Raw genomic sequence first — 18,283 nt, 5'->3', positions numbered from 1 at the left:
CAATGATTCAAGTTGGAACACAGCTTCACTGCCTATCCGGTTTCCTTGTGGGAGCGAGCCTGCTCGCGAAGGTGTGTCAGTCAATGTATCTGGACCTGACACACTGCTTTCGCGAGCAGGCTCGCTCCCACAGGGTAGGTGGTGTGCTTATTTTGAGGGAAGTCACGCCAGGAACCGCAACACCGCCGCAACCACCATTTCCGGCGCATCTTCCTGGACCAGGTGCCCAGCGTTCGGAACGGGCTGAAACAGCGCCCCCGGAATCATCCCGTGCAACGTCCGTCCGCGCTCGATGGGGATCCACTGGTCATCTTCGCCCCAGAGAATTTGCGTCGGGCAGCGAACGTTTGGATACAGGCCCTCGACCTCGTCGGTGTAGCGCTGGTCCATCTGCGCAATCTGCCGATAGAACGCCGCCTGGCCCGGATCGCCGAGCCACGGCTGCACGTAGGGGGCCAATTCCTCATCGGGTATATCCCGCTTGATCGCGCCACGGATATAGGTCGGCACAATGGCGCGCTGAATGTAGTCGGGCAGGCCGCTGAATGCCGCTTCGTGCTGGCGTACGTGCTGGACAAAAGGTGAACCCCAAGGTGAAAGAGCCACCGGGTCGATCAGGGTCAGGCTTCGGTAGTCCTTGCCATCGAGCAGATGCGTACGCAGGGCGGTGGCGCCGCCGAAGTCGTGGGCCACCACGTCTGGACGCTCCAGGTTCCAATGTTCCAGTAACTGGGCGAGCAGTTGGTTCTGTACCCCCAGGGACACGTCGGCATTCGGCTGCGCGGACTGGCCATACCCCAGCAGGTCGAAGTAGTGCACCCGATGCGTGGCGAAAAACAGCGGCGCGATCCGATGCCATACATAAGAGGAGAACGGCGTGCCGTGGACGAACACCAGCGGCGGGCCGTCGCCGTGGATGGCGTAGCGGACGGGATGTCCGTTGAAGTCGTAGACCTGATCCAGCGGCCAGTTGGTCATGCTTGATACTCCACTGAAAATGGCTCAGGGGATCAAGCATAGGCCAATGCGATTCAGCAGGGAGACCCTTGTGGCGAGGGAGCTTGCTCCCGCTGGGGCGCGAAGCGGCCCTGAAACCTGGCGGCGCGGTGTTTCAGGTGGATTGAGTGGCGCCCTTTGGAGGGGACTGCTTTGCAGCCCAGCGGGAGCAAGCTCCCTCGCCACGGAAGTTCCTTGTCACAGAAGGCTCGCCAGGGAGCTGCGCCGGTTTTATTCGCCGTGATAAATGCAGCCGCTGGTGCAGGTCTCGTGGATGCGAATGGCGCTGAGTTCCGGCAGCAGCGGCTTCAACTCATTCCAGATCCACTTGGCCAGGACTTCGCTGGTCGGGTTTTCCAGGCCAGGGATGTCATTGAGATAGTTGTGGTCGAGACGTTCGTAGAGCGGCTTGAAGATCGCCTTGATTTCCGAGAAGTCGCGAATCCAGCCCGTATGCGGATCGATGTCGCCACTGAGGTGGATCGCCACCTTGAACGAGTGGCCATGCAGGCGGCCGCACTTGTGGCCTTCCGGCACGTAGGGCAGGCGGTGGGCGGATTCGAAGGTGAATTCTTTGAAAATTTCCACAGGTTCAGGCTCTTTAAGGTAGCGGTCGCGAGGCAGGCGGCGGAGTTTATCAGGTTGATCCCTGTGATGCGCGAGCATGCTGACTAAAGGGTCAGCAAACGCTCGCCCAATCCACCGTTGGCCGTCAGTTCGAGGAATTCGTCGCCGAGCCGGCGGCTCTCGTCCATCGCCGTGCGCCAGTATTTGCGGCGGCTCGGGTCGTCGCCCATGAAGCGCTTGAAGTCGTTGCGGTCCGGCAGTTTGCCGTAGGGCAGGCGGGCCAGGTATTCGCGCGACGGGGCGAGCAACAACACGTTCTGGAGGCGCTTGGCATTGCCCTTGCGCCATGGCAGGCCCTTATCGAACCAGCCGGGGATGACCCGGTCGGTGAAATGCGGATAGAGGACGATGTCGTCGCCGCTGTAGGGCAGGTCGAGGTGATAATCCAGCAGGCCGCCATCGCGGTAGGTCCCCGCGCCGGCGCCGGGGAGGTCGCGCACGCCTTCCATCACCATCGGGATCGAGCCGGACGCCAGCAGTGCCTGGCGCAGATTCCCGGCCACCAGCGGCACGAAGCGCGACGGAAAGTCGGTCAAAGGATGCAGCGGCGGAGCCAGGCGTGGGTCGTGCACGATCAGCCGTTCGAAATGCCGCGACAGTCGCGCACGGCCCCGCAGATTGTCGGCAATCACCGACGACAAACCCAGGCCCAGCCGGCCTCGGTGGTCTTGTGACAGCAGGCCGTGGCTCTTGACCACCATGATGTTGAGCCGGTAATGCGGGTTGTCGAGGATCGTCAGGTCGCGGCCTTCCAGCAAGTCATCGAGCATGCGCTGGGAGCTTTGGCTGACGCCGGCCATTGTCACGCCTTTGGCGAAACTTTGCTCGTTGTACAACGTGCCCAGGCGCTGGATGCCCTCGGCGGCGTTTGGCAGGCAGGCGCTGGCAAAGCGCCAGGAGCCCACCGAAGCGCCGATCAGCGAACGTTCCCGGGGCGCGGCGGGGAGCCATTCACCGAACAGTGCCAGGTCCAGCCCCTGGATACCCAGCGCCTTCGGACCACCGGCGGCGCCGGGCAGGATGCCGACGTCGGCGGCATTGAGGCCCGCCTGGCGGATACGCTGGAAGGCACGGGGGCCGGCCTTGAGGGTAAGGGCGGGAAACTTGATATGGATGGCGGTCATACCGGTCTCGAATGCTGGCAAGCGGCTGATTATAACGACATGGGGCGGTGTAGGAGCGAGCCTACTCGCGATAGCGTCAGTTCAGATGTTTCGATGTCAACTGGAAGACTGTTGTGGAAAGCAAGCGCGCTCCCACATTGATGTGCGTCCCATGATGGCAATTCAGTTTCAGTTAAGTTCACCCCGATACAGTTTTCCGGCAAAGATTATAAAAAGGAGATAACCCGTGAACCGCCTGACTGCCGTTTTTATCGCGACGTTCATGATCCTGATCGCTGGCTTGGCTCAAGCAAGAGACCTCCATGACCATGAGGCCAAAAAACTGCTGGACGCTGGTACCATCCTGTCCTTCGAGAAACTCAACGCCGCTGCCCTGGCCAAACACCCTGATGCCAAGGTGACCGATACCGAGCTGGAAGAGGATTACGGCAAGTACCGTTACAAGGTGGACCTGCGTGATGCCAAAGGCATCGAGTGGGACCTGGAACTCGACGCCGTTACCGGCGAGGTGCTCAAGAATCATCAGGATACGTAATGAAGCTTAATCTACGCGCCCGCAGCCGCTGGGCGTTGGCGCTGTTGACGTTTTGCTCGCTGGCCGCAGCCCGAGACCTGGATCAGGACGAAGCCCTGCAATTGCGCCAGCAGGGCGTGATCCTGCCGCTGGAGCAGTTGCTGCAACAGGCGCTGGATCTTCACCCCGGCGCCAAGTTGCTGGAAGCCGAGCTTGAGGAAAAGCACGGCGTCTATATTTATGAAGTCGAGCTGCTGGATACCGATGGCGTAGTGCGCGAACTGGACCTTGAGGCCGCAACCGGCCGTTTACTCAAAGATAAGGAAGATTGATGCGCCTGCTCCTCGTGGAAGACCATGTTCCCCTGGCGGACGAACTGATGGCCGGGCTGGCCCGACAGGGTTACGCGGTCGATTGGCTCGCCGATGGTCGCGATGCGGTGTACCAGGGCAGCAGCGAGCCTTACGACTTGATCATTCTCGACCTAGGCCTGCCCGGCGTGCCGGGGCTCGACGTCCTGGCCCAATGGCGGGCCGCAGGCTTGAGTACTCCGGTGCTGATCCTCACCGCCCGGGGTTCCTGGGCCGAGCGCATCGAAGGGCTCAAGGCCGGGGCCGATGATTACCTGACCAAGCCATTCCACCCCGAAGAACTGCACCTGCGCATCCAGGCGCTGTTGCGCCGCTCCCACGGCCAGGCCAACCAGCCGACGCTCCAGGCGGCGGGGTTGCATCTGGATGAAGGTCGCCAGTGCGTGATTCGCGACGGTGCGGAAATCCAATTGACCGCCGCCGAGTTCCGCCTGTTGCGCTATTTCATGCTCCATCCCGAGCAAATCCTTTCCAAGACTCATCTCGCCGAGCACCTGTATGACGGTGAGACCGAGCGCGATTCCAATGTGCTGGAGGTCCACGTCAACCACCTGCGCCGCAAATTGGGGCGCAGTGTGATCGAAACCCGCCGCGGCCAGGGCTACCTGTTCGGCGGACAGGCGCAGTGAGATCCATCCAGCGGCGCTTGAGCCTTGGACTGATCGGTGTGATGGTCGTGGTCGGTCTGATCCTGGCGCAGACCAGCTTGTGGTTGTTCGAGCTGGGCTTGCAGCGTTACCTGGAAGCAGGATTGCGCAACGACAGTGAAAACCTGTTGGTCGCCCTGGTACGCGGTCCGCAAGGCCTGCAACTGGATGAGCGACGCTTGTCTCCGGCTTATCTGAGACCGTTTTCGGGGCATTACTTCCGTATCGATTTTGCCGAGGAGCATTGGCGCTCTCGTTCTCTATGGGACCAGGAACTGCCCCAACTCGACCATCCGGGGCTGCACAGCAACCTGCAATTGGGCCCCGAAGGCCAGAAGCTGCTGGTCTTGCGCACCGACTATCGACGCTTGGGCCAGGCTATATCCATCAGCGTCGCCCAGGACTACACCCCGGTGCGCGACAGCTTCCTGCGAATGCAGCAGGTCGGTCTTGGTCTTGGCTTGGCGGGATTGCTGCTGATTCTGCTGTTGCAGCGGCTTACGGTGCAGCGCGCCTTGCGTCCCTTGGAAAAAGCCCGGGAGCAGATCGCCCAGTTGCAGCGCGGGCAGCGTTCGCAGCTCGATGAACAGGTACCCAGGGAGCTGGAGCCGCTGGTGGCACAGATCAACCACCTGCTGGCCCATACCGAAGACAGCCTCAAGCGTTCACGCAATGCCCTCGGTAACCTGGGCCATGCCTTGAAAACCCCGCTGGCGGTGCTGCAAAGCCTGGCCTCGAACGAAAAGCTCGATCCCTATCCGGAGTTGCGCAAGCTGTTGCTTGAACAACTTGAACAAGTCCGCCAGCGCCTGAACCGCGAACTCAACCGCGCCCGGTTGGCGGGCGATGCCTTGCCCGGCGCGCACCTGGACTGCGACGCCGAGTTGCCGGGGTTGCTGGCGACGTTGAACATGATCCATGGCGAGCACCTGCATCTGGCCTGCGTCGCGCCGCCCGGCTTGCACCTGCCGTGGGATCGGGAAGACCTGCTGGAACTGTTGGGCAACCTGTTGGACAACGCCTGCAAATGGGCCGACGCCGAAGTGCGCCTGAGCGTGACCGAGACGGCCGACGGCTACAGCCTGACCGTGGAGGACGACGGCCCGGGCATCCCCGAAGACCGCCGCGACCAGGTCTTCAGCCGCGGCACGCGCCTGGACGAGCAGACCGACGGCCACGGCCTGGGCCTGGGCATCGTGCGCGACATCGTCGATACCTGGGGCGGGACGTTGGGGTTGGATGAAAGCGAGTGGGGCGGGTTGAAGGTCGTGATCGACTTGCCCAGGCGCTGAAACATACCAATGGTGGCGCAGAGCCCCTGTGGGAGCGAGCTTGCTCGCGATAGCGTCAGTTCAGCAAAATGAATATCAACTGACCCTCCGCTATCGCGAGCAAGCTCGCTCCCACAATGGATGGGCAGTGACTGCAAAACCCGCCGCATGACCCTTGCAGCTTGCCGCCGCTTGCTGCAAAGTCGCGACCTTTTTGTCCGGTGGCTTTCCATCGCTGTGCTTTGAGGTAACGATGATAAATGCAGTAATTGCCGCGGTTGGCGTCATGCTGGTGCTCAGCTTGTCCCGCGTGCATGTGGTGATCGCGCTGATTGTCGGCGCGTTGGTCGGCGGCTTGATGGGTGGGCTGGGGATCGAGGCGACGCTCAAGGCGTTCAACGCAGGCCTCGGTGGCGGTGCGACGGTGGCACTTTCCTACGCGCTGCTGGGCGCTTTTGCGGTGGCGATTGCCAAATCCGGCATGGCCCACGCCCTGGCGGACAAAGCCCTGGCGATGGTGGATCGCCAGGACGCCGCGGGCGGCACAGGCGTCAAATGGGTGCTGATCGGTCTGCTGGGCACGGTTGCGGTCGCCTCGCAGAACATCTTGCCCATTCACATCGCCTTCATCCCGCTGCTGGTGCCGCCGCTGCTTTATGTGCTGACCAAGCTGCAGCTGGACCGTCGACTGATCGCCTGCGTCATGACGTTCGGCCTGATCACGCCGTACATGTTCCTGCCGGTGGGCTTCGGCAATATCTTCCTCAACGAGATTCTGCTCGCCAATATCGCCCGCAGTGGCGTGGACGTCAGCGGCATCAACATCACCCACGCCATGGGCATCCCGGCGCTGGGCATGGTGTTTGGCCTGATGCTGTCCTTTATCACCTATCGGAAGAAACGCGTCTACGACCTGAAGAAAATCGCTCGCGCCGAGCAGGTGACGGTGCGCTACAACCCCCTCAGCCTGCTGGTGGCCGGGCTGGCGATCGCGGCGGCGTTCGCCATTCAGTTGCTGCTCGATTCGATGATCATCGGGGCGCTGGCCGGTTTCCTGATTTTCTCGGTATCGGGTGTGGTGCGTTGGCGCGAGACCGATGACCTGTTCACCGAGGGCATGAAGATGATGGCGATGATCGGTTTCATCATGATCGCCGCCTCGGGGTTCGCCGAAGTGATGAAGGCCACCGGTGAAGTCCAGAGCCTGGTGGAAACTTCGGCGGCCTGGATCGGCCATAACAAAGGTGTTGGTGCGCTACTGATGCTGTTGGTGGGGTTGCTGGTGACCATGGGCATCGGTTCGTCGTTCTCCACCGTGCCGATCCTGGCGACCATCTTCGTGCCGCTGTGCCTGCAACTGGGCTTCAGCCCGCTGGCGATCGTCTGCATCGTCGGCACCGCGGGCGCCCTGGGTGACGCTGGATCGCCCGCCTCGGACTCGACGCTGGGCCCGACCTCCGGCCTGAACATCGACGGCCAGCACCATCACATCTGGGACACCGTGGTCCCGACCTTCATCCACTACAACCTGCCATTGCTGGCGTTTGGTTGGGTGGCGGCGATGGTGCTGTAGTCCGGGACCGCGTTGCCTTCATCGCGAGCAAGCTCGCTCCCACAGGGTCCGGTGGTGTTCACACATCTTGTGTTCGCACCATCCCCCTGTGGGAGCGAGCTTGCTCGCGATGGGGCCTTTGAGTTCAGCGACTCCCGCCAACCGTTCACCTTGTCCTACAGTTTTGCCGTGCGCTGCCGTTAACCCAGCTAACCACGCCATAACACCTACAAGAGTGAACAGCATGCGCCTGAGCTTGAAGGCAAAAGTCCTGTCCCTTGCGATACTCCCCGTATTGCTGTCTGCGGTGATCATCAGCCTGACCACGGCATTCATCTTGAAGGAGCAGGCCAGCAACGAAGTCCAGCAAACTCGCGAGCGTCTGCTCAGCGAAGCCAAGGCCACGTTGCAGAACTACGTGGCGGTGGGCCTTACCGCGATCAAGCCGCTCTACGATGCCGCCGCGCCGGGTGATAACGAGGCGCGCGCCCAGGCGATCAAGCTGCTGTCCAACGTCAGTTATGGCAAGGATGGTTACTTCTTCGGCTACGACTCCGAGACCATTCGCCTGTTCAAGGCCAATAGCCCCGATGGGGTGGGCAAAAGCTTTAAGGACAACCGCGACCCGAACGGTGTCTACGTCAACCGTGACTTGGTGAAAGTCGCCAAGGACGGTACGCATTACCTGGAATACAGCTCGCCGCTGCCCGGCAGCAAGGACCTGGTGCCCAAGCTCGGCTACACCGAATACCTGTCCAAATGGGACATGGCGGTCGGCAGCTCGGTCAACCTGGACGGCATCGAAGCCCAGGTCGCACTGGTGGAAGCCAAGGTCCATGACAGAGTGCAAGGGGTGATCCTGAGCATCGTCGGGATTGCCGCCGTGGTGTTGCTGGTGATCGCGGTGGTGGGCCTGCTGCTCGCCAACACCATCCTGCGGCCGCTGCATCTGATGAAAGACAACCTCGATGACATTGCGGCGGGCGAAGGCGACCTGACCCGGCGCCTGGAGATCACCAGTCAGGATGAATTGGGGCAACTGGCCGGTTCGTTCAACCGTTTTGTCGACAAGATCCATGGCCTGGTGCGGCAGATCACCGACATGACCTCGCAACTGACGGGGCTGGTAACGCAGGTGTCCGAGCAGGCCCAGCGCTCCGAACAGGCGATGGAGCGCCAGCGCCACGAGACCGATCAGGTCGCCACGGCGATCAACGAAATGTCGTCCGCAGCCCAGGAAGTCGCTCGCAGTGCCCAGGGCGCTGCCGTCGCAGCCCAGCAGACTGATGAAGAAGGCCAGTCCGCCAAGCGCGTGGTGGCCGGCAGCATCCAGCAGATTCACGCACTGGTGAACGATATCCGCAGCAGCGGCGTGTCCCTGGACAGCCTGCAACAGGACGTGGCCTCGATTGTCAGTGTACTGGGGGTGATTCGTTCGATTGCCGAGCAGACCAACCTACTGGCCCTCAACGCCGCCATCGAGGCTGCGCGTGCCGGTGAGGCGGGGCGTGGTTTTGCGGTGGTGGCCGATGAAGTGCGCGCCCTGGCCAGTCGGACCCAGCAAAGCACCCAGGAAATCCAGGGCATGATCGACCGCCTGCAATCCGGCACCCATGCGGCGGTGGAGGCCATGCGCCGTTCCAGCGAGGCCGGCGATGGCACCTCGGAGCGGGCCAACGAGGCCGGTGCCTCCCTGGACACCATGGCGCAGCTGATCGGCACCATCAACTCGATGAACGCCCAGATCGCCAGCGCCGCCGAGGAGCAAACCGCGGTGGCCGAAGAAATCAACCGTAGCGTGCATCAGATTGCCGTGGCGGTGGACAGCGTGGCCGACGAAACCCAGCTCGGCGCCCAGACTTCCCGCAGCCTGGCCGACCTGGGCCAGCGCCTGGGCAAACTGGTGGGGCAGTTCCGGATCTGACCCCGGGGCAGCAGAAGCTGCCGAAGGCTGCGATCTTTCGCTTTCGATCCAGACGTTTTTCGCCTGGCCTACCAGGCCTTATCGAAAGCGGAGGATCGCAGCCTTCGGCAGTTTCTGTTGGGGAAGTCACTCCGCCTATCTGAGTCATACACCATTGTGGCGAGGGAGCTTGCTCCCTCGCCACAAGTAACCCAGTGATCTTAAGCGGGCAACTCCCGCACATCCCGCATCAACAACCCGAACCGCAAATCCACCGCATCCGGAATCGGCACATACACCACATGCCCATCTCCCGGCGCGACCTCGATGCCCTGGCCTTTGACGTTCTGCAACTGATGCAAGTCGAAGTGGAAGTTGCCCTTGGGCGTCATCAACTCCATGTGATCCCCCAGGGCGAAGCGGTTCTTCACCCGGACCTCGGCCATGCGCTCGCGCCGGGCGCCGGTCAGTTCCCCGACGAACTGCTGGCGCTCCGATACCGAGCTGCCGTTCTGGTAGTTCTGGTATTCGTCATGCACATGCCGGCGCAAGAAGCCTTCGGTGTAGCCGCGCTGGGCGAGGGATTCCAGGTCGGCCATGAGGCTGCGGTCGAATTCCCGGCCAGCCATGGCGTCATCGATGGCGCGGCGATAGACCTGGGTGGTGCGCGCGCAATAGAAGTGCGACTTGGTCCGGCCCTCGATCTTCAATGAATGCACGCCCATATGGGCGAGTTTTTCCACATGGTGCACGGCTCGCAGGTCCTTGGCATTCATGATGTAGGTGCCGTGCTCGTCTTCGAAGGCCGGCATGGATTCGTCCGGGCGATTGGCCTCTTGCAGCAGGAACACCTGGTCGGTCGGCGCGCCGAGGCCCAGGGTCGGTTCCGGCTGATACACCTGGACGATGTCGCCCACGGCGTTTTCCACCGCCGGTTGTGCTGAATATTTCCAGCGACAGGCGTTGGTGCAACTGCCCTGGTTGGCATCGCGCTTGTTCAGATAGCCGGACAGCAGGCAGCGTCCGGAATAGGCCATGCACAACGCGCCGTGGACGAACACTTCCAGCTCCATGGCTGGCACCTGCTGGCGAATCTCGGCGATTTCCTCCAGCGACAACTCCCGGGACAGGATGATCCGGCTCAAGCCCTGTTGTTGCCAGAACTCGACGCTCGCCCAATTCACCGTGTTGGCCTGCACCGACAGGTGGATCGGCATGTGTGGGAAATGTCGGCGCACCAGCATGATCAGTCCCGGGTCGGACATGATCAGGGCGTCCGGCCCCATGGCGACCACCGGTTCGAGGTCCTTGAGGAACGTGCGCAACTTGGCGTTGTGCGGGGCGATGTTCACCACCACGTAGAAACGTTTGCCCTGCGCGTGGGCCTCGTCGATGCCGACGGCCAGGTTGGCATGGTCGAATTCGTTGTTGCGCACCCGCAAGCTGTAGCGCGGTTGGCCGGCGTATACCGCGTCGGCGCCGTACGCGAAGGCATAGCGCATGTTTTTCAGGGTGCCGGCGGGGGCGAGCAGTTCGGGAGCTACGAGGGGCATGGTGGCGTCGGATCGCAAAAAGCGGCGAGGGTAGGCCACGACCGGCCAGGCGGTATTGATCTGGATCAAGGATGCGCTGCAGACGCGACGGCACTCCGGCGCGTCCTGGCGGACTAACGTGTATCTGCCAAGGACATGGAAAGCAAATGAACCGCAAGAACCTTCAAAACAAGTCGCAGATGGTGCTGCTGATCCTGGTCAGCATCGCCTTCGTCTGGATCCTGCTGCCATTCTATGGCGCGGTATTCTGGGCGGTCATCCTGGGCATTGTCTTCGCGCCGCTGCAGCGTCGCCTGCAATTCAAGCTCAACTGGCCGCGCAACCTCACCACGCTGTTGACCCTGGCCATCTGTTTGCTGATCGCGATCTTGCCGGTGATTGTCATCAGCACGTTGCTAGTCCAGGAAGGGGCTGCGCTGTATAAAAGCCTGGAAAGCGGCGAGCTGGATGTTGCCGATTACCTGGCTCGCTTCAAGGATGCGTTACCGCCGTACTTCCAGCATCTGCTGGATCGATTTGGCTTGGGGAACCTGAGCGGGCTGCGGGACAAGATCGTCAAGAGCGCGATGCAGGGCAGCGAGTTCTTCGCCACCCAGGCATTCAGTTTCGGCCAGGGCACGTTCCAGTTCCTGGTGAGCTTTTTCGTGATGCTTTATCTGTTGTTTTTCTTCCTGCGCGACGGTCCGGAGTTGGTGCGCAAGGTCCGTTCGGCCGTGCCTTTGGCCGAGCACCAGAAGCGCCGCCTGCAACTGAAATTCAACCGGGTAGTGCGGGCGACAGTGAAGGGCAACCTGCTCGTCGCGATCACCCAAGGTGCGCTGGGCGGCTTGATTTTCTGGGTGCTGGGCGTTCCGACGGTGTTGCCTTGGGCGGTGTTGATGGCTTTCCTGTCACTGCTGCCGGCGGTGGGCGCGGGCATCGTCTGGGCGCCGGTGGCGGTGTATTTCCTGCTCTCGGGGTCGATCTGGCAGGGCGTGGTGCTGGCGCTTTTCGGTGTCTTTGTGATCGGCCTGGTGGACAACTTCCTGCGGCCGATTTTGGTAGGCAAGGACACCAAGATGCCCGACTACATGGTGCTGGTCTCGACGCTGGGCGGGCTGGCGGTGTTCGGCCTGAACGGCTTCGTCATCGGCCCGTTGATCGCGGCGCTGTTCATGTCGTGCTGGGCGCTGTTCGTCGAGAACACGCCTCGGGTGCAGTTGCCCTAGGCGCGCAGCAGGTAGGGGCCGATACGCTGCGACATGGCCTGGGCGGCGGGCAGGGAAGTCAGCGGGCCGCTGACGGTCACGCCGTCCTGCACCAGATACCAGCAAGCCAACAGGCCGCGCTCCCTGAGCGGGGCGGGGACGGCACTGCCAACTACAGACATGATTTGAACCTTCGGCATGAGAACCTCCATCAATCGATGGGGTTACCTTACGTGTCCTGTGGGATGAGGAAAAATCAACAGGCTCGATAGTTGGAATCGATGTCGCTCAATCGACCACCAGATCGAGCATGTGCACCACTTCCTGCTCGTTGAGCAGGCCCTTGCGGACCAGGTTTTCCGCGAGCAGGGAAAGGAACTTGGCGCTGCGGTGGCCTTCCAGGTGCTTGAGCTCGGTCAGGGCGTTGTACACCTTGCTTGAGGTGCACAGTCCGACGATGCGGTGAGGGTTTTGTGTTGGCATGGCTTCGTCCTTGTTGTTATGAAGCTGCAATGGCGGACCGGGACAGTGTGCGGCACCGCCATGACGCTCAGGTGACAGCTTGGGGAGTCGGAAAAACAAAGCAGGATTCAGACCATGATGCCGCATTGGCGCCAGATTATTGTTCTGGTAGCGACCTTGGGCAGGCGGTCCACGGCCACCGGCGGGCCTTGGAGGGTGAAAAGCGCCCACAAAAAAGCCCCTGGATCTTTCGATTCAGGGGCTTTGATTGTTGCTGTCTGGCTCCACGACCTGGACTCGAACCAGGGACCCAGTGATTAACAGTCACTTGCTCTACCAACTGAGCTATCGCGGAATGATGCGTATGTTACTGATTGGAAAAGAGAAGTCAAGCTTGGGTTGATGATCGGGCGGGATTTTTGTGGCTGTGGTGTTCGGGTAGCAAATGTTACTACTTCACACAGCCACTAAAAGCTTTCGTGGCGAGGGAGCTTGCTCCCGCTGGGCTGTGCAGCAGCCCCTTGATGCTTGGACTAAGCAGCCTGAGATACCGAGGTGGATGGCTTTGGGGCCGCTACGCAGCCCAGCGGGAGCAAGCTCCCTCGCCACAGGGGGGGGGCAGCCAAAAAAAATGGGAGGCCGACGGCCTCCCATTTTTCAAACCATCGAGGCTCAGATCACCTGGACGATGGCCTTGGTCACCGCTTCGATGTTGTTCTGGTTCAGCGCGGCTACGCAGATGCGGCCGGTGTCCAAGGCATAGATGCCGAACTCGTTGCGCAGGCGCGTCACTTGTTCAACGGTCAGGCCGGAGTAGGAGAACATCCCGCTCTGGCGTGCCACGAAGCTGAAGTCGTGGTGCGGCGCGGCCTTGGCCAGCATGTCCACCATCTGGTCGCGCATGCCACGGATGCGCAGGCGCATTTCGGCCAGCTCTTCTTCCCACTGGGCCCGCAGCTCTGGACTGTTGAGCACGGCGGCGACGATGCTGGCGCCGTGGGTCGGCGGGTTGGAGTAGTTGGTGCGGATCACGCGCTTGACCTGGGACAGCACGCGGGTACTTTCTTCTTTCGATTCGCTGACGATCGACAGGGCGCCGACGCGCTCGCCGTACAACGAGAACGACTTGGAGAACGAGCTGGAGGCAAAGAAGGTCAGGCCCGACTCGGCGAACAGGCGCACGGCGGCGGCGTCTTCATCGATGCCTTGGCCGAAGCCCTGGTAGGCCATGTCCAGGAACGGAACGTGGTTCTTGGCCTTGACCACGGCCAGCACGTTTTTCCAGTCTTCCGGGCTCAGGTCGACGCCGGTCGGGTTGTGGCAGCAGGCGTGCAGCACGACGATCGAACGGTCGGGCAGGGCGTTGAGGTCTTCCAGCAGGCCGCTGCGGTTCACGTCGTGGGTGGCGGCGTCGTAGTAGCGATAGTTCTGCACCGGGAAACCGGCTGTTTCGAACAGGGCGCGGTGGTTTTCCCAGCTCGGGTCGCTGATGGCGACGACTGCGTCAGGCAGCAGTTGCTTGAGGAAGTCGGCGCCGATCTTCAACGCGCCGGTGCCGCCCACGGCCTGGGTGGTGATGACGCGACCGGAGGCGATCAGCGCGGAATCCTTGCCGAACAGCAGGGTCTGGACCGCCTGGTCGTACGCGGCGATGCCGTCGATCGGCAGGTAGCCACGGGAAACGTGCTGAGCCACGCGAATCGTTTCGGCTTCGACCACGGCGCGCAGCAATGGAATGCGCCCTTCCTCGTTGCAGTAAACACCCACGCCCAGGTTGACCTTATTGGTACGGGTGTCGGCGTTGAAAGCTTCGTTGAGGCCCAGGATGGGGTCGCGTGGTGCCAATTCGACAGCGGAAAACAGGCTCATTAGTGCGCGGCTCTGAATGGAGAGTGAGGGGACGTGTCGCGCTCCAGCCGGATGCACTAGAGCGGTGCACAAACGGGGAGCTAGTATAGAGGCCATCACCGAGCAGGGCGACAGGCTAATCGGTGTTTACCGTAAGTATTTTCGATTTTTTTCGACCGTTAGTCCCTTCGCAGCGTCAAAGTCTGCAAGGCGTGTAGGACGTTCGTCTTGAAAGCGAAGGCATTCACCTCCACATTGTGTGAATTCCAACTTTTTCCTCGGGCGGCGTCAGTCGTTTCGGTCTTTCTTGTTCCCATCGCCTGGCCGACGGGAATGAATCCAGGGGTCATGTCATGTCTGAATTCCAGCTCGTCACTCGCTTCCAGCCCGCCGGCGACCAGCCAGAGGCCATCCGCCTGATGGTCGAAGGCATCGAGGCTGGCTTGGCGCACCAGACATTGCTCGGTGTGACCGGTTCGGGCAAGACCTTCAGCATCGCCAACGTGATCGCCCAGGTGCAGCGCCCGACCTTGGTACTGGCGCCGAACAAGACCCTGGCGGCGCAGTTATATGGTGAGTTCAAGGCGTTTTTCCCGAACAACGCCGTGGAGTACTTCGTTTCCTACTACGACTACTACCAGCCCGAGGCCTACGTGCCGTCGTCGGACACCTTCATCGAGAAAGACGCCTCGATCAACGATCACATCGAACAGATGCGGCTGTCGGCGACCAAGGCGTTGCTCGAGCGCAAGGACGCGATCATCGTCACCACGGTGTCGTGTATCTACGGCTTGGGCAGCCCGGAAACCTACCTGAAGATGGTGTTGCACGTGGACCGCGGCGACAAACTCGACCAGCGCGCCTTGCTCCGGCGCCTGGCGGATCTGCAGTACACCCGCAACGACATGGATTTTGCCCGGGCGACGTTCCGGGTGCGGGGCGATGTGATCGACATCTACCCGGCGGAGTCGGACCTGGAAGCGATCCGCATCGAGCTGTTCGACGATGAAGTCGAAAGCATCTCGGCCTTCGATCCGTTGACCGGCGAAGTGATCCGCAAGTTGCCACGCTTCACGTTCTACCCCAAGAGCCACTACGTGACGCCACGGGAAACCCTGCTGGGCGCCATCGAAGGGATCAAGGCCGAGTTGCAGGAGCGCCTGGAATACCTGCGTTCGAACAACAAGTTGGTAGAAGCCCAGCGCTTGGAACAACGCACCCGCTTCGACCTGGAGATGATCCTGGAGTTGGGCTACTGCAACGGCATCGAAAACTACTCGCGCTACCTGTCGGGTCGTCCGGCGGGTGCGCCGCCGCCGACCTTGTATGACTACCTGCCGCCTGACGCCTTGCTGGTGATCGACGAATCCCACGTCAGCGTGCCCCAGGTCGGCGCCATGTATAAAGGCGACCGTTCGCGCAAGGAAACCCTGGTGGAATACGGTTTCCGCCTACCTTCGGCACTGGACAACCGACCGATGCGCTTCGACGAATGGGAAAGCGTCAGCCCGCAGACGATTTTCGTCTCGGCCACCCCTGGCAACTACGAGGCCGAGCATGCCGGTCGGGTGGTCGAGCAGGTGGTACGGCCAACCGGACTGGTGGACCCGCAGGTCGAAGTGCGTCCGGCGCTGACCCAGGTCGATGACCTGCTGTCGGAAATCACCAAGCGCGTGGCGCTGGAGGAGCGGGTGTTGGTCACCACGCTGACCAAGCGCATGGCCGAAGACCTCACCGATTACCTGGCCGACCATGGCGTGCGGGTGCGTTACCTGCACTCGGACATCGACACGGTGGAGCGGGTCGAGATCATCCGTGACCTGCGCCTGGGTACCTTTGACGTGCTGGTGGGGATCAACCTGCTGCGTGAAGGCCTCGATATGCCCGAGGTGTCGCTGGTGGCGATCCTCGACGCCGACAAGGAAGGTTTCCTGCGTTCCGAGCGCTCGTTGATCCAGACCATCGGCCGCGCGGCGCGTAACCTCAATGGCCGCGCGATTCTGTATGCCGACCGCATGACCGGTTCCATGGAGCGGGCCATCGGCGAGACCGAGCGCCGCCGCGACAAGCAGATCGCCTTCAACCTGGCCAATGGCATCACTCCGAAAGGCGTGTTCAAGGACGTCGCCGACATCATGGAAGGCGCCACCGTGCCTGGCTCGCGCAGCAAGAAGCGCAAGGGCATGGCCAAGGCCGCCGAAGAAAGCGCCCGCTACGAGGCCGAACTGCGCTCGCCAAGCGAAATCACCAAGCGCATCCGGCAGTTGGAAGAGAAGATGTACCAACTGGCCCGAGACCTGGAGTTCGAGGCTGCGGCGCAGTTGCGCGATGAGATTGGCAAGTTGCGTGAGCGGTTGTTGACTGTCTGAGGTTTTGTGGCGGTGTTGAGGACCTCATCGCGAGCAAGCTCGCTCCCACAGTTGACCGCGTTGTTCAGGCTGGACGCGATCCTCTGTGGGAGCGAGCTTGCTCGCGATGGGCGCGACTCGGTCTAACGGCAGGCCACACAAATCCCGCTCTCACTGGAGCCCGCCCACCATCGCCTGTTACCATTCGCCCCCTGTTCGATCTTTGCTTTTATCTTCTTTCCGAGACATGCCATGACCACCGTCCGTACCCGCATCGCGCCTTCGCCCACTGGCGATCCCCATGTCGGCACCGCTTACATCGCCCTGTTCAACTATTGCTTTGCCAAGCAGCACGGTGGTGAGTTCATCCTGCGGATCGAGGACACGGACCAGTTGCGTTCGACCCGTGAGTCGGAACAGCAGATTTTCGACGCCCTGCGCTGGCTCGGCATCGACTGGAGCGAAGGTCCGGACGTCGGCGGCCCGCACGGTCCGTATCGCCAGAGCGAACGTGGTGAGATCTACAAGCAGTACTGCCAGCAGTTGGTGGACATGGGGCACGCGTTCCCTTGCTTCTGCACCGCCGAAGAGCTCGACCAGATGCGCGCCGAGCAGATCGCCCGGGGCGAAACCCCGCGCTACGACGGCCGTGCGCTGTTGCTGTCCAAGGAAGAAGTCGCCCGTCGCCTGGCCGCTGGCGAACCGCATGTGATCCGCATGAAGGTGCCGACCGAGGGTGTCTGCGTGGTGCCGGACATGCTGCGTGGCGATGTCGAGATCCCGTGGGATCGCATGGACATGCAAGTGCTGATGAAGACCGACGGCCTGCCGACGTACTTCCTGGCCAACGTGGTCGACGATCACCTGATGGGCATTACCCACGTCCTGCGCGGTGAAGAGTGGCTGCCGTCGGCGCCGAAACTGATCCTACTCTACGAATACTTCGGCTGGGAACAACCGCAGCTGTGCTACATGCCGCTGCTGCGTAACCCGGACAAGAGCAAGCTGTCCAAGCGCAAGAACCCGACCTCGGTGACCTTCTACGAGCGCATGGGCTTCATGCCCGAGGCGATGCTCAACTACCTGGGCCGCATGGGCTGGTCGATGCCCGACGAGCGCGAGAAGTTCTCGCTGCAGGAAATGGTCGAGCACTTCGATCTGTCCCGCGTCTCCCTGGGTGGGCCGATCTTCGACGTCGAGAAACTGTCCTGGCTCAACGGCCAGTGGCTGCGCGACCTGCCGGTTGAAGAGTTCGCCGCGCGTGTGCAGAAGTGGGCGTTCAACCCTGAATACATGATGAAGATCGCGCCGCACGTGCAGGGCCGGGTCGAGACGTTCAGCCAGATCGCGCCATTGGCCGGGTTCTTCTTTGCCGGCGGCGTGACCCCTGATGCGAAGCTGTTCGAATCCAAGAAGCTCTCGGGCGACCAGGTGCGGCAGTTGATGCAATTGATCCTGTGGAAGCTAGAAAGCCTGCGTCAGTGGGAAAAGGACAGCATCACCGCGACCATCCAGGCCGTGGTCGAATCGCTGGAGTTGAAATTGCGCGATGCGATGCCGCTGATGTTCGCCGCCATTACCGGCCAGGCGAGCTCGGTGTCGGTGCTCGACGCCATGGAAATCCTCGGGCCGGACCTGACCCGTTTCCGTCTTCGCCAAGCCATCGATCTGCTCGGTGGTGTGTCGAAGAAGGAAAACAAGGAGTGGGAAAAACTGCTGGGCGCGATTGCTTAAGCGGTCGATGGAGCAGGACATGCCCCGGTTTTCCGGGGTTTGTCGGTAAGTGATTGTTATCCCGGCAAAAAATTTTCAAATTCTTTGAAAATAAATTTGACAGCCCTCCGATACGCCCTTAAGATTCGCCCCGTCCTCAGCGATGA

At 61.6% G+C, this 18,283-nt stretch carries 16 protein-coding genes, 1 tRNA gene and 1 pseudogene; 10 read left to right on the top strand and 8 right to left on the bottom strand.

The window, feature by feature from the left end; genetic code table 11:
* Positions 1-162: 162 nt before the first annotated feature.
* From FHK92_RS21980 to FHK92_RS21970, 3 genes are all read right to left on the bottom strand, one after another.
* Positions 163-978 (bottom strand): alpha/beta fold hydrolase, encoded by an 816-nt coding sequence (locus tag FHK92_RS21980; RefSeq protein WP_181289965.1) that lies wholly within the window; start codon positions 976-978, stop codon positions 163-165.
* Positions 979-1,227: 249 nt separating this feature from the next.
* On the bottom strand, positions 1,228-1,584 hold the full coding sequence (gene queD, locus FHK92_RS21975) for a 6-carboxytetrahydropterin synthase QueD (protein ID WP_181289964.1): 357 nt from the start codon (positions 1,582-1,584) through the stop codon (positions 1,228-1,230).
* A gap of 83 nt (positions 1,585-1,667) precedes the next feature.
* Positions 1,668-2,747, bottom strand: a complete 1,080-nt coding sequence (locus FHK92_RS21970; protein WP_181289963.1) for a patatin-like phospholipase family protein — start codon at positions 2,745-2,747, stop codon at positions 1,668-1,670.
* A 226-nt stretch (positions 2,748-2,973) separates the two neighbouring features.
* On the opposite strand from FHK92_RS21970, the gene FHK92_RS21965 reads away from it, so the two are divergent.
* The 7 genes and pseudogenes from FHK92_RS21965 (at position 2,974) to FHK92_RS28185 (ending at position 9,026) form a co-directional block, all read left to right on the top strand.
* Positions 2,974-3,282, top strand: a complete 309-nt coding sequence (locus tag FHK92_RS21965) for a PepSY domain-containing protein (protein WP_181289962.1) — start codon at positions 2,974-2,976, stop codon at positions 3,280-3,282.
* Positions 3,282-3,593 (top strand): PepSY domain-containing protein, encoded by a 312-nt coding sequence (locus FHK92_RS21960; RefSeq protein WP_181289961.1) that lies wholly within the window; start codon positions 3,282-3,284, stop codon positions 3,591-3,593. The genes FHK92_RS21965 and FHK92_RS21960 overlap by 1 nt, the downstream gene beginning before the upstream one ends.
* The gene (locus tag FHK92_RS21955) at positions 3,593-4,261 is read left to right on the top strand and encodes a response regulator transcription factor (protein ID WP_181289960.1); all 669 of its coding nucleotides are present in this window, start codon (positions 3,593-3,595) and stop codon (positions 4,259-4,261) included. The genes FHK92_RS21960 and FHK92_RS21955 overlap by 1 nt, the downstream gene beginning before the upstream one ends.
* On the top strand, positions 4,258-5,571 hold the full coding sequence (locus tag FHK92_RS21950; RefSeq protein WP_181289959.1) for an ATP-binding protein: 1,314 nt from the start codon (positions 4,258-4,260) through the stop codon (positions 5,569-5,571). The genes FHK92_RS21955 and FHK92_RS21950 overlap by 4 nt, the downstream gene beginning before the upstream one ends.
* A gap of 235 nt (positions 5,572-5,806) precedes the next feature.
* On the top strand, positions 5,807-7,123 hold the full coding sequence (locus tag FHK92_RS21945) for a Na+/H+ antiporter family protein (RefSeq protein ID WP_181289989.1): 1,317 nt from the start codon (positions 5,807-5,809) through the stop codon (positions 7,121-7,123).
* Between the two features lie 109 nt (positions 7,124-7,232).
* Positions 7,233-8,168: pseudogene (locus FHK92_RS28190) on the top strand (cache domain-containing protein); the annotation flags it as partial.
* Between the two features lie 36 nt (positions 8,169-8,204).
* Complete coding sequence (locus tag FHK92_RS28185) at positions 8,205-9,026, top strand: methyl-accepting chemotaxis protein (RefSeq protein ID WP_371914218.1); 822 nt, start codon at positions 8,205-8,207, stop codon at positions 9,024-9,026.
* 200 nt (positions 9,027-9,226) lie between these two features.
* On the opposite strand, the gene trhP is transcribed toward FHK92_RS28185, so the two are convergent.
* Complete coding sequence (trhP, locus tag FHK92_RS21935; RefSeq protein WP_181289957.1) at positions 9,227-10,558, bottom strand: prephenate-dependent tRNA uridine(34) hydroxylase TrhP; 1,332 nt, start codon at positions 10,556-10,558, stop codon at positions 9,227-9,229.
* Between the two features lie 146 nt (positions 10,559-10,704).
* On the opposite strand from trhP, the gene FHK92_RS21930 reads away from it, so the two are divergent.
* The gene (locus FHK92_RS21930) at positions 10,705-11,766 is read left to right on the top strand and encodes an AI-2E family transporter (protein WP_181289956.1); all 1,062 of its coding nucleotides are present in this window, start codon (positions 10,705-10,707) and stop codon (positions 11,764-11,766) included.
* Here FHK92_RS21930 and FHK92_RS21925 read toward each other — a convergent pair.
* From FHK92_RS21925 to FHK92_RS21910, 4 genes are all read right to left on the bottom strand, one after another.
* Positions 11,763-11,945, bottom strand: coding sequence for a hypothetical protein (locus FHK92_RS21925; protein WP_030142043.1), 183 nt, complete (start codon positions 11,943-11,945; stop codon positions 11,763-11,765). The genes FHK92_RS21930 and FHK92_RS21925 overlap by 4 nt on opposite strands.
* A gap of 88 nt (positions 11,946-12,033) precedes the next feature.
* Positions 12,034-12,228 (bottom strand): hypothetical protein, encoded by a 195-nt coding sequence (locus tag FHK92_RS21920; protein WP_003179723.1) that lies wholly within the window; start codon positions 12,226-12,228, stop codon positions 12,034-12,036.
* A 258-nt stretch (positions 12,229-12,486) separates the two neighbouring features.
* Positions 12,487-12,562, bottom strand: a tRNA-Asn gene (locus FHK92_RS21915).
* 317 nt (positions 12,563-12,879) lie between these two features.
* Complete coding sequence (locus FHK92_RS21910; RefSeq protein WP_181289955.1) at positions 12,880-14,076, bottom strand: amino acid aminotransferase; 1,197 nt, start codon at positions 14,074-14,076, stop codon at positions 12,880-12,882.
* A 332-nt stretch (positions 14,077-14,408) separates the two neighbouring features.
* Between FHK92_RS21910 and uvrB the strand changes: the two genes are divergently transcribed.
* Together uvrB and gltX are read left to right on the top strand one after the other, a co-directional pair.
* Complete coding sequence (uvrB, locus tag FHK92_RS21905; RefSeq protein ID WP_181289954.1) at positions 14,409-16,424, top strand: excinuclease ABC subunit UvrB; 2,016 nt, start codon at positions 14,409-14,411, stop codon at positions 16,422-16,424.
* A gap of 231 nt (positions 16,425-16,655) precedes the next feature.
* On the top strand, positions 16,656-18,137 hold the full coding sequence (gene gltX / locus FHK92_RS21900) for a glutamate--tRNA ligase (protein ID WP_039593947.1): 1,482 nt from the start codon (positions 16,656-16,658) through the stop codon (positions 18,135-18,137).
* The last annotated feature ends 146 nt before the right edge of the window (positions 18,138-18,283 follow it).

It is taken from the genome of Pseudomonas brassicacearum subsp. neoaurantiaca (assembly GCF_013608025.1).
Lineage (GTDB): Bacteria > Pseudomonadota > Gammaproteobacteria > Pseudomonadales > Pseudomonadaceae > Aquipseudomonas.
Note: the sequence above shows the minus strand (reverse complement) of the source record. Positions and strands in the feature narration are given on the sequence as shown.

What these genes read in the sequence shown, in the direction of transcription:
- FHK92_RS21980 (WP_181289965.1), bottom strand. Translation starts at nt 978, where the DNA reads ATGACCAACTGGCCGCTGGATCAGGTCTACGACTTCAACGGACATCCC.
- FHK92_RS21970 (WP_181289963.1), bottom strand. Translation starts at nt 2,747, where the DNA reads ATGACCGCCATCCATATCAAGTTTCCCGCCCTTACCCTCAAGGCCGGC.
- FHK92_RS21960 (WP_181289961.1), top strand. Translation starts at nt 3,282, where the DNA reads ATGAAGCTTAATCTACGCGCCCGCAGCCGCTGGGCGTTGGCGCTGTTG.
- FHK92_RS21955 (WP_181289960.1), top strand. Translation starts at nt 3,593, where the DNA reads ATGCGCCTGCTCCTCGTGGAAGACCATGTTCCCCTGGCGGACGAACTG.
- FHK92_RS28185 (WP_371914218.1), top strand. Translation starts at nt 8,205, where the DNA reads ATGACCTCGCAACTGACGGGGCTGGTAACGCAGGTGTCCGAGCAGGCC.
- trhP (WP_181289957.1), bottom strand. Translation starts at nt 10,558, where the DNA reads ATGCCCCTCGTAGCTCCCGAACTGCTCGCCCCCGCCGGCACCCTGAAA.
- FHK92_RS21930 (WP_181289956.1), top strand. Translation starts at nt 10,705, where the DNA reads ATGAACCGCAAGAACCTTCAAAACAAGTCGCAGATGGTGCTGCTGATC.
- FHK92_RS21925 (WP_030142043.1), bottom strand. Translation starts at nt 11,945, where the DNA reads ATGCCGAAGGTTCAAATCATGTCTGTAGTTGGCAGTGCCGTCCCCGCC.
- FHK92_RS21920 (WP_003179723.1), bottom strand. Translation starts at nt 12,228, where the DNA reads ATGCCAACACAAAACCCTCACCGCATCGTCGGACTGTGCACCTCAAGC.
- FHK92_RS21910 (WP_181289955.1), bottom strand. Translation starts at nt 14,076, where the DNA reads ATGAGCCTGTTTTCCGCTGTCGAATTGGCACCACGCGACCCCATCCTG.
- uvrB (WP_181289954.1), top strand. Translation starts at nt 14,409, where the DNA reads ATGTCTGAATTCCAGCTCGTCACTCGCTTCCAGCCCGCCGGCGACCAG.
- gltX (WP_039593947.1), top strand. Translation starts at nt 16,656, where the DNA reads ATGACCACCGTCCGTACCCGCATCGCGCCTTCGCCCACTGGCGATCCC.